Genomic DNA, 14012 nt, shown 5'->3' with positions numbered 1-14012 from the left:
GCCATGCAGCTTTCCGTCAACGGCATCGAGACCTTCATCGCCACCGGCGGCAGACCGTTCGATGCATCGATCCCCGCCGTGGTGATGATCCACGGCGCCGGGTTCGATTCCTCGACTTGGGCGCTGCACAGTCGCTGGTTCGCCCATCACGGCTTCTCCGTGCTGGCGCCCGACCTGCCCGGCCACGGCCGCTCCTCCGGCAAGCCGCTGCCGACCATTGCCGGGATGGCCGACTGGACCGCGGCGCTGATCGCCGCCGCCGGCGCCACGAAGGCACGGCTGATCGGCCACTCGATGGGCTCGCTGATCGCGCTCGAGACCTCCGTGCGGCATCCCGACAAGGTCTCCGGCCTCGCGCTGATCGGCACCGCCGCGACCATGACGGTCGGCCCCGATCTCCTGAAGGCCGCCGAAGCCAACGACCCCGCCGCGATCGACATGGTCTCGATCTGGGGCCTCGGCTTCAAGGCCGAACTCGGCGGCAGCCTCGCGCCGGGCCTCTGGATGCACCAGGGCGCGCAGCGGGTGCTGCAGGAGGCGCGGAGCGGCGTGCTGTACAACGACCTCAACGCCTGCAACGCCTACCAGAACGGGCTGGCAGCCGCGGCCGCGGTCAAGGTGCCCGCGACCTTCATCCTCGGCGAGCGCGACATGATGACCCCGGCGAAGGCCGGCAAGACGCTCGCCGCTGCGACTCCGAACGCCCGCACCGTGGTGCTCGCAGGCGCCGGCCACATGATGATGGTCGAGCAACCCGACGAACTGCTGGCGGCTTTGCAGTAGTCTCTCTTCCGTTCTCCCCTGGTGAGAGAAGGTGGCGCGGACGCAATCCGCGCCTGCGGGTCAAAAGCCATCCTTGTGGGCCGACCGAGGCCCCGTCCGCTGTACGCCAACTAGCCGACGCGCTGACAGGCAGACCAAACTTCAGCTACGGGCCAATCGCTGACCATCCGAAAGAGACCGCCCACTAGGCAGCAGCCCTACTGCTTCGAGCGCCGTTTCAAAACGTCTTTCTTACCCTTCGCCTTCTTGGATCCGATTACGTCAGCCTGTGCCCGGTAGGCTCGGGCCATGGCATGCAACTCATCAGCGACATCGGCGTCGTGGGCGGACTCTGCAGCGCGCTCTGCCTTGTCGGCCTGCTTGCGAAGGGACTTAATCAACTTGGCCATAGGTCTATTCTAATGAGGTACATAACATAGATGACAAGTGCCCCGAGCGCGATCAAGACGACCAAGACTGCTATGGCGAGAACGGATTGCTAGCGCATGCTGCTTTCCTCCAGTTCCCAAAAGCGACGCGCCAGAGATTAATCCAGCACCGGCTCTTATGTGAAAACAATGTTCGTGTGGGTGCTCACTGGCACCCTTATCTTCTTCTCGATCGCGACACTTTTGGCCGGCACCGGATTGGGGGGTGACTCGGCGAGGACGAGAGCGTGCTGTTCGCTTTGCAAGTCGTTTCAATCCTCGCAGCGATTGCCGCCGCTGCAGGTCCTTTTCCGATGCAGAAGCCGTCAGCGGACTACGAGACTAGCTTCTTTTCAGGGTAAGCGTTCACGGTTTCAGCGAAACTGCTCTGATCGCCGACCACGGCGTCGCGCTCTATCAGTACATCTTGCTGGATGAGGCGCAGACCGCTCTTTCAAGCCGGGGGCGGCGACGCGAATTGCCTCGACTAAGGGGTTGATTCGCGGTCGTATGGCAGTAGCTTGATCTATTGGACTCGAATTTGCCGGGACGTGCGCAGACATGGGAAGCATGGTCTTACTCGATCTGATGGGCGGTGTGGCGCTGCTTCTGTGGGGCCTCCACATGGTGCACAGCGGCGTCCTGCGGGCATTCGGCCCTGACCTGCGGCTGTTGTTAGGCAAGGCGTTGGGCAACCGCTCTGCCGCCTTTGCGGCCGGCCTCGGCTTGACCGCCCTGCTCCAGAGTTCGACCGCGACCGCCCTGATCACGAGTTCGTTTGCGGCGGAGGGATTGGTTAGTCTTGTTCCGGCGCTGGCCATCATGCTCGGCGCCAATGTCGGCACGACCCTCATCGTGCAGGTGTTGTCGTTCAACGTCCAGGCCATCGCCCCGGTGCTGTTCGTCCTCGGGCTCGTCGCATTCCGCAGCGGGCCACGATCGCGGATCAAGGACCTCGGCCGCGTCTCGATCGGGCTCGGCTTGATGCTGCTTTCCCTGCATATCCTGCTCGATACACTGGCGCCGGCCGAGAATGCCCCTGGCGTGCGCGTCTTTCTCGGTGCCATCACTGGTGACCCAGTGCTTTGCATCCTGATCGGCGCCGCCGTCACTTGGCTGGTCCATTCCAGCGTCGCCAGCGTGCTGCTGGTGATGTCGCTGGCGTATTCCCAGTTCATCACGCCCTATGCGGCGTTCGCGCTGGTGCTTGGCGCCAATCTCGGTAGCGCGATCAATCCGCTGGTGGAGGGCGCCCGACGCGACGACCCCGCCAGCTATCGCCTGCCGGTCGGCAATTTGGTCAACCGTCTCGTCGGCATCCTGTTGGTGGCGCCGCTGCTGCGCCCGATCACCGAGCACCTCCACGCCTGGCAGCCCGATCTCGCCAAGGCAACTGCACTGTTCCACATCGCCTTCAATGTGGCGACCGCAATCCTTTTCATTGGCGTGCTCGACGGCATGGCAAGGTTGCTCAAGCGGCTGCTGCCGAAGCAGGTGCAGGCAGCTGACCCGTCACGCCCGCGCCACCTTGATGAAAGCGCCCTGGAGACGCCTTCGCTCGCGCTAGCTGACGCTGCACGCGAAGTGCTGCACATGGGCGATCAGGTCGAAATCATGCTGCGCAAGGTGATGGCGGCGATGATGAACAACGATCGCAGCCTCGTCGAACAGGTGTCGCAAATGGACAATAACATCGACAGCCTGAACGAGGCGATCAAGCTCTACGTCACCAAGCTGACCCGCGGCAGCCTCGACGAGCGCGAGGGCCAGCGCGCCATGGAAATCGTCGCCTTCGCGATCAATCTCGAGCATATCGGCGACATCATCGATAAGAATCTGAGCGAGTTGGCGACCAAGAAGATCAAGCGTCGCCTGCAATTCTCAACCGAAGGCGCCGAGGAATTGTCCGCCTTCCACAAGCGGACAATCGACTCACTGCGGCTCGCCTTCGGGGTATTTATGTCGGGTAATGCCGGTGAGGCGCGCAAGCTGCTCGCCGAGAAGACCGCACTGCGTACGGCCGAGCTCGCCGCCACTGAACGCCATCTTGAGCGGCTTCGCGAGGGACGCCCTGAAACCATCGAGACTACGTCGCTACATCTCGACGTGCTACGCGACCTCCGGCGTATCCACTCGCACATCTGCTCGGTCGCCTATCCCGTGTTGGACGCGGCCGGTGAGACAGCGAGCGACGAGCAAAGCACATCGGATGCCGACAGGGTTTCGGCGCCCGTTCACGGTCGGTCGTAAATGGACTGGAGCGATCGCTCCATGGCATGTACTCATTAAGCGGCTGGCCGACTGATGTTCGGTCACGCCCCCGCACGAGTACGATATCCAAAGCTAATGCACCAGCCCTTCGAGCGCGAGAGGAGAGCCTCAATTGCGCACGAAATACAGCGGCGTTCTCAGCGTCAGTTGGAAAGCTGGTTTCGGCACCCACATGATCTGGGCCGTGACGCCGAATAAACGATTGTCATTGTCGTCCATGCGGTCGAGATCCAGCCGCAGGATCGGCTGGGTGAAGGACGGGACGGGTGCGAGATTCAAAAACTGCGCACCACCGAACGACTGCACGCCGACGCGGCCGGTGAATTTCCAGTTGTCCGGCCATTGGTAGTAACCACCGACATAGCCGATAATGTTCGGATGGATTCTTGCGAATGCTTCGGCCACTTCGACCCGCGTGTCCTCCACGCCCGCCAACAATCCTCGTGTCTCATCCTTGTTGAGAGCATAGCTGAATTCGAGAATATTGTTGAACGTCGTCGTCCCGGTCGGACCGTTAGGGACCGACTGCGTGAAGGTGGACTGCCAGGTGACCGTTGGAATCGAGCCGCCCTTCTGACTGTAGACCTCGGCCTGGAAACCGACATTCCAACTGGTGACATCGAAGGGGGACCACCCCTGCATGCTGGCGTAGGTCGTAGTTCCGGAAACGCCCGCATACAACGACACCTTGTCGGTCACGTCCACCGTCAGCGGCAGATCGACTGCGATGGATTGACGGGACGGCAGAGGGATGCTGTTCGGCGCGGTGGCGAGAGCACGGTCGCTGGAGAGCGCATGCGCCTGCAGTGCGGTAAAAAGAGCCGAATTGCCAAACCCGACCGGCAAGGAGCCTTCGGGTACCGCTGCGTATGTCGTACGCATGTCGAGATAGATCGTCGGCGTCGTCGGACCTTTCGATCCTTCATCACCGTCCGAGTCACTGGAGGAAGGGTCTTTGCAAAATGCGGCGTTGGATGTGCCAAAGTCAATTGCGGCGCAAAAGAGCACCGTGATAATCAGATGAACGGTCTTCCCGCCGGCATTCCGGCGCTGCCCAGAAGTCCGCACGACGCCCCCCAGTGCGAAGCCAGCCGATTTGCGATGCTGTCGGACAACTATACCGGTTGCGCCCAGACGCCTCAACCTTCCCGATTTTTCAGCAACATATTTCAGCCCTCAAGGCGGATGATCTTGGACCCCGCCCAAGGGTAGTCGGATGGGGTTGATCCTCTGGGCGGTATCCGCGCCGCCCTATTTCATGTGTGCTACCTAGTCGGGTGGCAAATGGCAGCAGGAAAAGCAGATCATGACTGACGATCAGGTCAATCTCGTCGTTCGGCACCTTTGCGAGCAATTGCACGTGGTGCTCCGATTGAAGGGCAGCGAGGCACATCCACCAAACGCCAAGGACATTGTATACGATCCTGCCTCTGTAAGAACCGTATTGCTGACCGCCTTGCGTTCGGCGGGCATCACGATCCACCACGAGTCAGCCGGGGCGAGCGAAGAGCCGCCGTGGTCCTAGGCGCGGGTCAGATGCCCTGCGCCGATGTCTCAGGGTCATTTGCGTCGATATGGCCGCGCGTCGACCATGTCCGGTCTACCCCCCGACATGCAGACAGGTGCTGGGGTCGGCCGGTAAGGGCCACCAACGGGCGTCCTATCTTGCTGGACGCGGCACGATAACAACTTCTTCGGCGACAAAGATGACATTTCGGCTTGTCTCGGTAATAGCGGCTGAACGTGCGCTGTTTCCTTCGGGGATCTGAAAAACCTTTTCGGCAGCCTCCCTGGTGTCAAAAGAAACCGCCGCCACTCCGTCGAACGATTCGTTTTCGTTCAGCGGGAAATTGATTTCATAGGCGACGATACCGGGCCACTTCATCACGCGTGGAACGTGAACCTCAACCCACCATGTCTTGAATTGCTCAAACGTCATTCCATCCGGACGCTTCAGGATGCCGATAATCTTGTAAGTCATGGCGGGACTCCACAATGTTGGAACCAGCAGACCGGCACAAGCTACTATACGGTGGACGAGCTTGCGACACGACGTCCGCTTCAGGTCAAAAGCCGCGGTTGGGGATCGCTAACGCGAGGTTGGGAGTGACCTCAATCCCAACCCAGCCCTGGGCGACGAAGCTGCTCGGCTTCGGCCACTGGCGGAGGTTCGCCCCCGCAGCTAGACTTGCATGACTCGCGCCCCACGCATCTTGATCCGTGATCCGGCATGGTTGACCGTTTGACGCTTATCGCACCCGGATTGGCAAAGCTCTTGTCCTACAGTTTTGCCGAAGACTTTCGGCACGATCTGTTGGCAGGGGTCTCTGTTGCCGCGGTGGCCTTGCCGGTCGCGATCGCCTACGCGCAGCTGGCGGGCTTCAATCCTGTCGTAGGACTCTATTCGAGCATTCTTCCACTGGTCGCATACGCCATCTTCGGCACTTCGCGGCAAATGATGGTAAATCCCGATGCTGCGGTGTGCGCCATGGTCGCTGCTGCAGTAGCTCCGCTGGCGGGTGGAAATGGCGAACTGTACTGGTCGATGTCGGTCGCAGTTACGTTTCTAGCCGGCATATTGTGCATTGCCGCGAGTTTTTTCCGGCTCGGGGCACTGGCGGAATTTCTCTCCAAGCCAATCCTGGTCGGGCTTTTGAATGGGGTGGCAATTTCGATCTGCCTCGGGCAGATCGGCAAGCTCTTTGGCTTCTCCATTGAATCCGAAAGGATCATCCCGCAACTGCTCGAGATCTTCGCCAAGCTTCCGCAGACGCAGGTTCCGACGCTGATCGTGGGAGCGGCAAGCTTGTTCATATTGTTTGGGCTGGCGCGCTGGGCGCCGCGACTTCCGGCTGCTCCGCTCATATTGATAGCTGCGGGTGCGGCGGTCGCGCTGTTCGGATTGGACCGGTATGGAGTTGCAATTCTAGGGCCGGTCCCTGGTGGTGTCCCGCCGCTGCAATTGCCCAGATTTCCTCTGGAGGACGTACCATCTCTGCTTGGCAGTGCGGCGGGGTTGGCCCTTGTTCTGTTTTCGAGTGGTATGCTGACGGCGCGAAGCTTTGCGTCGAAGGGTGGATACGACATCGACGCAGATCGTGAATTGGCAGCCTTTGGCGCTGCGAACCTCGCCTCCGCCTTGTCTCAAGGATTCGCGGTGACTGGCGCTGACTCGCGCACGGCGGTAGCCGTTACTGCTGGCGGCCGCACCCAAGTGACGGGCTTGGTGGCGGCGGTCACGATCACCGCAGTGCTGTTGTTCTTGACGGGTCCCCTGCAATACCTGCCGATTGCTACTCTGGGAGCGATGCTGATTTTCGCTTCAATTTCGCTGTTCGACATTCAAACGCTACGAGAGATTTGGAGCATCGATCGTACGGAGGTCGGCCTGGCCGCGGCCACAACTCTGGGAGTCGTCGCACTGGGTGCCATCAATGGAATCCTCATCGCGGTTGCGTTGGCCCTGATGCGCTTTGTCAAATTGACTGCACGGCCCAGGGACGAAGTCTTGGGGACAGTCGTTGGGCTTCCCGGCCTTCATTCGATCGAACGACATCCGGACGCGAAGACGTTTCCGGGTCTCGTACTCTATCGCTTCGATGGCCCGCTCACTTTCTTCAATTCTGATTACTTCAAAACGAGGGCCTTGGCGGCAGCCGAGGCAGCAGGCCCCGAACTTCGGTGGTTTGTGATTGATGCAATTCCAGTCAGCCAGATTGATACAACTGGTCTGTATGCGCTTCGCGACTTGCGAGAGAGCCTGGAAGCGCGCGGAGCGTCCCTGATACTCGCTGGGCGCAAGGCCGAGTTCCTTGCATGGTTTCAGGAAGCCGGTCTCTACCGACCGGAACATGAAACATGGATCGTCCCTACGCTACGCCAAGCTCTGAAAGCCTATCTGCGGGCGGCACAACGCGTCGCGCCGCCCGAACGGGACGATCTGTGAACACCGAACATGAGTCATTTGCGCCGATATGGCGGCGCGTCGACCAAGTCCGGGTCTACCCTGATAGGCGACATGCAGGTGATGGAATCGGTCGGTAGGGGCTAACAGCAGACATCTTGGCTTCACTTATCCATCAGCGAGAGTAGTCTGCCGCGTCGGATGGCCTGCTTGAGGATGGTGAAAAGTTCGGGCAACCGTTTGACCAGGTCTTCAAGATGGTCGCGGGAGAACTCGACACAGGCAGGTAGAAAGCTGGCTTCGATATAACCACTAGGATGTCCCCAACAAACGTCAGCATCCACTAGGGATGGCGCTTTGTGCAGGTGCTTTAGCGACACCAATAGCGCCACGTTGTCAGGTAGATCGGGGCGGCTTTCCTTCAATAGGCATTCGATTCCAATAATGCGACCGTTCCAATCTGTTCGGCATCCTAAACTCTCTGCGACGGACCAAGGCAACGCTGATCTACCGCCGCACCGGGAATTTGCGAGCGGTACAGGTTTTGCTCAGCCACTCCAAGATCGAAAGCACGGTGCGCTATCTCGGCATCGAGGTGGACGATGCGCTCACGATTGCCGAGCAAGTCGATGTCTGACCTACAGGGCAGAGCAGACATGCTCTGCCCCTCGGCCATCAGCAGCTTCGGGCCAACAACGGCCTCATGGGCTACAATAAGAACCAGCTAGCGCGACCCCGTTCAGGCGACAGCGCTGACAAAATAGCAACGACGATCCCGGCGGCGATGAGGCCGTATTCAATGCGACACCGGGAGCTTTTGAATGAGCGCAAAAAGGAGGCCGCCTTCAGTCGATGGCCTGACTCATTTTGAAGTGAAGACCGAGTCGGCATCGCGGCCGCCGTCTGAGCCATTCAGCATTGTGCTGTTGAAACGGACGAGCGCGGCGGTTGCAATGGCCTCCTTTATTTGAGCATCGGTCGCGCCAGCGGCTTTTGCCGCTTTGGTGTGACCGTAAACGCAATATGCACAAGGAATTTGTGCTGCCACAGCGAGGCCAATGAGCTGCTTGGTTTTCCCGTCCAAAGCTCCCGTGGGATTCATTATGGCCCGCTGTTCGTCCCAATGCTGCTTCAGTGCCTGATCAGGAAGTGTCTGTTTCATCCATTCAGGGGCCTCCTGAGCGCTGACGCTTGGTTCAGTTGCCAAGGCCAACAACAGCGCTAGACCGACACTCGCCAGTATCGTTCTCATGACTGCTCTCCCTCTTGGTGGCACGGCCCGGCAGTGCGTGACACCGCCCGAGCAAGTAAGTTTCTAACTAGCAGTTTTGTCGGCCCAAAATCACGCTGCATTGCGGGATTTTAGACCGGTCAATGTGGGCTGCGGGTCAATCGCCCCAGTTTGGTGCGGTCTCAGTAAATGTCTGGTCCACACCTCAGAGCGGACAGAGGGGCGGTCGGGGTCATTGGTCGCGATGGCCCAACAGGCGATATCGGGCGACGATGATCGGCGTGCTACATTTAGGGAATGCGAGGTCGCGCGCCGTGCCGAGCAGCAAGCGCTATTGGTCCGGCGACGAGAAGCGTCGGACCAAGGAAGCCCCGGTAGGTTTCCGCCGGCTGCTGCAAGGGCGCGCGTCGATCAGCTGGAGGAGACCTTTCGCACGGGAGGGACCGTCCAGGTGTCGTTGAGGATGGACGGCGATTTCTCATTTGGCCAGTACATCCGCAACATCAGCACAAATTTGCCAGCGGGGGCTGGTAGCCAGTTACTCTCCTTGTCGGGACCAGGCGAGTCCTTCTGAACATAGAGGTCTACCGATCCGTCGGAGTTTGCCTTCAGGTTTTGGCGCGCGCTGATGGAGTACCTGTTGATCGGATTCTGTACGAAGAAATAGTCAGCATCGTACATCGTGAGCGACCAGAATCCAGCCACCGGGGGAAGCTGCCCCTTGGCAAAGCGCATCACGTACTTGTTCTTGCCCTCGTAGTCCCGGCCATCAGCATCCTTCAACGATGTCGGATAGACTGCGTCTTGGGTACGGTTTGCGCCAAGACCGATTGCCGTTACCAGCGCTCGATTGGGGTAGTCGGTGCCGTATATCCCAGTTTGGCTGTCGAAAGCCCAGCCATTCTTGTTGCGGATCGCTTTGCCGATCTTGAACTGGAGCATGATCCGGTTGAAGGCGAACTCTGGTATTCGCTTTGTGAAAGCGGCATCGAGCTTGCTGGAATCGAAATCCTTGCCGGGCTCAAGACCGATTTTGGCAAACTTTGCCAGCTCGGGCGCATCCGCCGCAGCGGGCGGATTTCGCTTCAGGAGTTGAGCTAGCAGCGTGAAATAGGCGACTGCATCCATCGCATTCACCTGTTCACGAACGGCTGTCTTCATGTCGATTGACGCATCGACTTTGCCCGGCGGGGGCGTATACGGCTTGCCGTAGGAGCTCAGCGGCACCAGCTTGCATTCGTCCTGCAATGCGTGGACTGCCGCGTAATCCTCGCGGGTCCCCGTGCAATAGATGCGCCCCAAAATCCAGACGATGCTGGTCGGCGATTTGTATTCCTTGATGCCAGCGGGCAATGTCCCTTTCCATCCCGGGCCTGTAATCGCGTAAGTTTGTGCCTTGTCGCCGGTGGTCCTTTTCCCTGGCACCTGAAACACGTTGGTCCAGCCGTCCAGCATTGGAAAGAGGAAGTAGCGATCCTTCATATCCGGGATACTGATCACCCAAGGCTCGTCGCCGACGTCGATAAAGGCCGTTGTATACAGAGTGTCCGCGTTGGGCGCAGTCACATCGCGGAAGCTCGCATCTGGATACTCACGTAGTTTGATAAATTGGCCCATGGGGCCGTGTGTACCGACGGGCGAAGCCACGTTAGTGATGATGCGGCGCGTCATCTCCATCGTCACCAGCGGGTACCCATAGACATAGGCATCGGTCGCGAGCCAAAAATCTTCGCCAGCCTCCACTCCCCTCAACAGGGGTCCTTCAAATTCAGCGCGGGCGGACCGGGCAAGGGCGAGAGTTGAGCCGGCACCTAACAAGGCTGCGAAAACGTCACGGCGATTAACGGTCATTAGATACTGCTCCCAGAAAACACGCGATGCAGTACCGTGCCGTCGCAATTCCCGACGGCGTTGATTCAAATCAAGGCCGTCCAGGTTCGTCGGCTGAGGGGCACAACCGGTAAAGCTCAGGGCAGCACAAGATTACCGCTTCGCCTGCAAGACCCGACATCTTGCACGTTATGAGTACTTGCTCTTGCTAAACTAGCGGCGCGCGTCGGACGGCGAAGGCGCAGGTTGGCGGACGATGCCGCTCACGAAGTCGCTTTGAAAACGAGAACCCCGAAAAAGAAACTCCACGCCACACCTCCCCCCCCCTCGGAAGCTGGCAATCACTCTCACAAGGGTGAAGGGTCAAGAGAGTCCGCGGATCGCACCGTGATCACTGCTTCGCGGGCTTCCGTTCGATCGGGTGGATGTCGATCGCGCGCAGGCGGCCGATCCGCAGCACGTCCATCGACAAGGACTTGTCGATCCGGTCGCGATCGAGCGCGCGGATCAGATCGTCGACGCCGTGGACCTCGATGCCGTCGAGCCTGATCACGACATCGCCGGGCAGCAGCCCTGCCCGCGCCGCCGGGCTGTCCGGCTCGATCTGCGCAAGCAGTGCGCCCATCCGGTTCTCGACCCCGGCGAGCACCGCGTGCCGCCGCGGGATAGGCGCGGTCTGGCCGGCAACGCCGATATAGGCGCGGCGGACGTAGCCGTGGCGGATGATCTCCGACAGCACGAACTGCGCAGTGTTGCTGGCGACCGCAAAGCAGATGCCCTGCGCGCCGTTGATGATCGCGGTATTGATCCCGATCACCTCAGACGTCGACGACACCAGCGGTCCGCCGGAATTGCCGGGATTAAGCGCCGCATCGGTCTGGATGACGTCCTCGATGGTCCGCCCGCTCACCGAGCGAATTGAGCGGCCCAGCGCCGACACCACGCCGGCCGTGACCGTCGATTCGAAGCCGAGCGGATTGCCGATCGCGACCACGAGCTGGCCGCGCCGCAAGGTCTTGGAATTGCCGAGCGAGGCATAAGGCAGATCGCGCGCGCCATCGGCGCGCAGCAGCGCGAGATCGGTGTCGGGATCGACGCCGAGCACATGCGCATCGGTGACGAAGCCTTCGGTGTCGCGCAGCCGGATCTCCTTCGACGATCCGACCACGTGGCTGTTGGTCAGCACAAACCCGTCGGGAGAGATCACAATGCCCGAGCCGAGCCCGCCGCGGTCGCGCGGGTTGCGCACCTTCGGCCCGGTTTCGACGCGGACGACGGCCGGGCCGACGCGTTCGGTGACGTCGATCACGGCATTGGAATAGGCATCCAGCAAGACCCGGTCGTCGACGCGGGCACCGACAGCCGTCCGCGATGACGGCCCGTCACCGGCGGTATTTGAGGTACAATCCAGCATGGCGAGATTCCTTTGGTCTCCACAGATGGTGACCGGCTCCCGCCGCCGCAAGTGGTTATGCCCGCCCGCTACGGCGCCCGCCGCAGCGTGCCGCCGCGCGCCCTGACCGGATCGAGCAGCGACCAGTCGCCGTCCGGCAATACATGGCCCTTCGGGAACGGCGCGCGGAGGTCGAGCCCGAGCGAGCGCAGCACGCGATCGTCGCGGTAGTAGCATTGCAGCACAACGCGGACGAGGGTCGTCGCCGCAGCGCCGCCATTGGCGCGAAACTCCCTGGCCACCGCATCGCGTTTTGCGTCGTCGAGCTCGGCGAGCGGACGTCCAGCGAGATCAGCCAGATGATCGAGCGCCTTCGCGACCAAAGCGGTGTCGCGACCGAGCGTCCTCAGCATGTCGGCCTGGATCGCGGGATCGTCAGCGCCGGGCACCCTGTACTCGTCGCTTTCGGGAATGATCATCGCGGCGACGGTGCGGAGATCGTTGCGCTGGGTAGCGGTCAGTTCATTCATGGCGGTCTCAGTCGAACAAATTGGCGAGGCGCTGCTTCATCTGGTCGGCGATGTAGAGCGCGAGGGCCTGGATGGTGGAGGTCGGGTTGACGCCGCCCGAGGTCACGAAGATGCTGCCGTCGACGATGAAGAGGTTCTTCACGTCGTGCGAACGGCCCCATTCGTTGACCACCGAGCGCTGTGGATCGGTGCCCATCCGCGCGGTGCCGAGCAGATGCCAACCGCCCCAGGGGATCGGCGCGTTGATGCAGATATCGGTCGCCCCTGCAACTTCGAGCACCTCGCGGCCGCGCGCCAGCGCATGATCCATCATCTTCCGGCTGTTGACGCTGATCTTGTAGTCGATCTTCGGCGCGGGAATGCCGTGGCTGTCTTTCAGCACGGGATCGAGGGTCACGCGGTTGTGCTCCTCGGGGAGATCCTCGCAGATCGCGGAGAAACCGATCCGGTGACCGTTGAGCTTGCGAAACGCGCGGTGATGATCCGCGCCCCACGGCAGGATGCCCTTCTGCTCGGCCGTGACGGCTTCGAACACCGGCCCGGCGCCACGCACGAACTGGACGCCGTAGCCGCGCACAAAGCCGCGCGAGAGGTCGGTGTCATACCACTCCTTGCTCCACAGGCAGGTCGGCGGCGCGCGGTTGGAGTCGGTCGGCTCCTTCACATAGCCGTAGATCTGCGCGTAGGGGTGGAACATCAGGTTCTTGCCGACCAGGCCGGATGAATTGGCGAGCCCGCTCGGGAATTTACCCGACACCGAGTTGAGCAGCAGCCGCGGCGTGCCGACGCCGTTGCAGGCGATGATGACGACCTCGGCCGGCTGGAACTGCTCGATGCCGTCCTTGTCGTAATAGACGACGCCGGAGGCCATCCCGTGCTCGTTGGTCAGGATCTCACGCACCCGGCAATGCGTCTTGAGCTCGACGCCGGCGCGGATCGCGTGCGGCCAGTAGGTGATGTCGGTCGATGATTTCGCGCCCTGCGCGCAGGCCGGCGTGCAATGCCCGAGATTGATGCAGCGCGCCCTGCCCTCGTAGTCCATCGTCGCGACCGTGGTGTCCGACGGCCACCAGTGCCAGCCGAGCTTGTTCATCGCCTTCGCCACGATCGGGCTGGACAGCCCGAGCGGCTGCGGCGGCATCGGCGGATGCGTCAGCGGCGACAACGGATCGCCCGACAGGCCCGACGTACCCATCATGCGGTCGTTCTCCTCGAAGAACGGCGTCAGCGCGTCGTAATCGATCGGCCAGTCGTCGGCGACGCCGTCGAGCGTCTTCACCTTGAAGTCGGAGGGATGCAGCCGCGGCCAATGCGCGGTGTACATCACGGTCGAACCGCCGACGGCGTTGAAATTGACCACCTTGATCGGCGAGTTGTCGTCGTTGATCGGATAGTCCTCGGGCCGGCCGCGGATGTTCGGGCTCGACGACCACTCGCCGAAGAACTTGGCTTCCCAGTCGCGGCCGGTGCTCGGATATTCAGCCGGATTCATCCAGCCGCCCTGATCGAGGCAGAGGATATGCATCCTGGTGTCGGCGAGGCTCCAGGCCACCGCGGCCCCGGAGGCACCGGCACCGATGATCAGGACGTCAACGGGATCGTTCATTCGGTTTCCTTGTTTTTCTTGATTGTCCCGTCATTCCGGAGCGACGCGAAGCATCGA

The 14012-nt window shown here is 61.1% G+C and carries 13 protein-coding genes and 1 pseudogene; 5 read left to right on the top strand and 9 right to left on the bottom strand.

Annotation, left to right across the window (positions count from 1 at the left end):
* Positions 1-3: 3 nt before the first annotated feature.
* Positions 4-783 carry an alpha/beta fold hydrolase gene (locus tag JQ586_RS10620; RefSeq protein WP_212394480.1) on the top strand — a complete coding sequence of 260 codons (780 nt, stop codon included), beginning with the start codon at positions 4-6 and terminating at the stop codon, positions 781-783.
* 197 nt (positions 784-980) lie between these two features.
* Here JQ586_RS10620 and JQ586_RS10615 read toward each other — a convergent pair whose 3' ends face one another.
* On the bottom strand, positions 981-1172 hold the full coding sequence (locus JQ586_RS10615; protein WP_212394479.1) for a hypothetical protein: 192 nt from the start codon (positions 1170-1172) through the stop codon (positions 981-983).
* 579 nt (positions 1173-1751) lie between these two features.
* On the opposite strand from JQ586_RS10615, the gene JQ586_RS10610 reads away from it, so the two are divergent.
* A complete protein-coding gene (locus JQ586_RS10610; RefSeq protein WP_212394478.1) occupies positions 1752-3440 on the top strand; it encodes a Na/Pi cotransporter family protein in 1689 nt (562 codons plus the stop codon).
* Between the two features lie 129 nt (positions 3441-3569).
* Here the strand turns inward: JQ586_RS10610 and JQ586_RS10605 are convergent, their stop codons facing one another.
* Positions 3570-4529, bottom strand: coding sequence for a hypothetical protein (locus tag JQ586_RS10605; protein ID WP_312016948.1), 960 nt, complete (start codon positions 4527-4529; stop codon positions 3570-3572).
* Positions 4530-4767: 238 nt separating this feature from the next.
* Here JQ586_RS10605 and JQ586_RS10600 point away from each other — a divergent pair, with 238 nt between their 5' ends.
* The gene (locus JQ586_RS10600) at positions 4768-4986 is read left to right on the top strand and encodes a hypothetical protein (protein WP_212394477.1); all 219 of its coding nucleotides are present in this window, start codon (positions 4768-4770) and stop codon (positions 4984-4986) included.
* 135 nt (positions 4987-5121) lie between these two features.
* Here the strand turns inward: JQ586_RS10600 and JQ586_RS10595 are convergent, their stop codons facing one another.
* Positions 5122-5442, bottom strand: coding sequence for an EthD family reductase (locus JQ586_RS10595; protein WP_212394476.1), 321 nt, complete (start codon positions 5440-5442; stop codon positions 5122-5124).
* A gap of 249 nt (positions 5443-5691) precedes the next feature.
* On the opposite strand from JQ586_RS10595, the gene JQ586_RS10590 reads away from it, so the two are divergent.
* On the top strand, positions 5692-7407 hold the full coding sequence (locus tag JQ586_RS10590) for a SulP family inorganic anion transporter (RefSeq protein ID WP_212394475.1): 1716 nt from the start codon (positions 5692-5694) through the stop codon (positions 7405-7407).
* Between the two features lie 122 nt (positions 7408-7529).
* On the opposite strand, the gene JQ586_RS10585 is transcribed toward JQ586_RS10590, so the two are convergent.
* Positions 7530-7790 carry a hypothetical protein gene (locus tag JQ586_RS10585; RefSeq protein WP_212394474.1) on the bottom strand — a complete coding sequence of 87 codons (261 nt, stop codon included), beginning with the start codon at positions 7788-7790 and terminating at the stop codon, positions 7530-7532.
* A 50-nt stretch (positions 7791-7840) separates the two neighbouring features.
* On the opposite strand from JQ586_RS10585, the pseudogene JQ586_RS41300 reads away from it, so the two are divergent.
* A pseudogene (locus JQ586_RS41300) lies at positions 7841-8002 on the top strand (integrase); the annotation flags it as partial.
* Between the two features lie 225 nt (positions 8003-8227).
* Here JQ586_RS41300 and JQ586_RS10580 read toward each other — a convergent pair.
* From JQ586_RS10580 to JQ586_RS10560, 5 genes are all read right to left on the bottom strand, one after another.
* Complete coding sequence (locus tag JQ586_RS10580) at positions 8228-8617, bottom strand: carboxymuconolactone decarboxylase family protein (protein ID WP_212394473.1); 390 nt, start codon at positions 8615-8617, stop codon at positions 8228-8230.
* Positions 8618-9007: 390 nt separating this feature from the next.
* On the bottom strand, positions 9008-10447 hold the full coding sequence (locus JQ586_RS10575) for a DUF1254 domain-containing protein (protein WP_212394472.1): 1440 nt from the start codon (positions 10445-10447) through the stop codon (positions 9008-9010).
* Between the two features lie 370 nt (positions 10448-10817).
* Entirely contained in the window at positions 10818-11840 is a 1023-nt protein-coding gene (locus tag JQ586_RS10570; protein WP_212394471.1) for a S1C family serine protease, read from the bottom strand.
* Between the two features lie 68 nt (positions 11841-11908).
* Entirely contained in the window at positions 11909-12349 is a 441-nt protein-coding gene (locus tag JQ586_RS10565) for a hypothetical protein (protein WP_212394470.1), read from the bottom strand.
* 7 nt (positions 12350-12356) lie between these two features.
* Complete coding sequence (locus tag JQ586_RS10560) at positions 12357-13955, bottom strand: GMC family oxidoreductase (protein ID WP_212394469.1); 1599 nt, start codon at positions 13953-13955, stop codon at positions 12357-12359.
* Positions 13956-14012 lie beyond the last annotated feature (57 nt).

It is taken from the genome of Bradyrhizobium jicamae, from assembly GCF_018130215.1.
GTDB lineage: Bacteria > Pseudomonadota > Alphaproteobacteria > Rhizobiales > Xanthobacteraceae > Bradyrhizobium > Bradyrhizobium jicamae_A.
The sequence above is the reverse complement of the archived record's forward strand: the minus strand, read 5'-3'. Positions and strand labels throughout refer to the sequence as shown.

Coding starts and splice junctions, on each gene's coding strand:
- JQ586_RS10620 (WP_212394480.1), top strand. CDS start 4: ATGCAGCTTTCCGTCAACGGCATCGAGACCTTCATCGCCACCGGCGGC.
- JQ586_RS10615 (WP_212394479.1), bottom strand. CDS start 1,172: ATGGCCAAGTTGATTAAGTCCCTTCGCAAGCAGGCCGACAAGGCAGAG.
- JQ586_RS10610 (WP_212394478.1), top strand. CDS start 1,752: ATGGGAAGCATGGTCTTACTCGATCTGATGGGCGGTGTGGCGCTGCTT.
- JQ586_RS10600 (WP_212394477.1), top strand. CDS start 4,768: ATGACTGACGATCAGGTCAATCTCGTCGTTCGGCACCTTTGCGAGCAA.
- JQ586_RS10595 (WP_212394476.1), bottom strand. CDS start 5,442: ATGACTTACAAGATTATCGGCATCCTGAAGCGTCCGGATGGAATGACG.
- JQ586_RS10590 (WP_212394475.1), top strand. CDS start 5,692: ATGGTTGACCGTTTGACGCTTATCGCACCCGGATTGGCAAAGCTCTTG.
- JQ586_RS10580 (WP_212394473.1), bottom strand. CDS start 8,617: ATGAGAACGATACTGGCGAGTGTCGGTCTAGCGCTGTTGTTGGCCTTG.
- JQ586_RS10575 (WP_212394472.1), bottom strand. CDS start 10,447: ATGACCGTTAATCGCCGTGACGTTTTCGCAGCCTTGTTAGGTGCCGGC.
- JQ586_RS10570 (WP_212394471.1), bottom strand. CDS start 11,840: ATGCTGGATTGTACCTCAAATACCGCCGGTGACGGGCCGTCATCGCGG.
- JQ586_RS10565 (WP_212394470.1), bottom strand. CDS start 12,349: ATGAATGAACTGACCGCTACCCAGCGCAACGATCTCCGCACCGTCGCC.
- JQ586_RS10560 (WP_212394469.1), bottom strand. CDS start 13,955: ATGAACGATCCCGTTGACGTCCTGATCATCGGTGCCGGTGCCTCCGGG.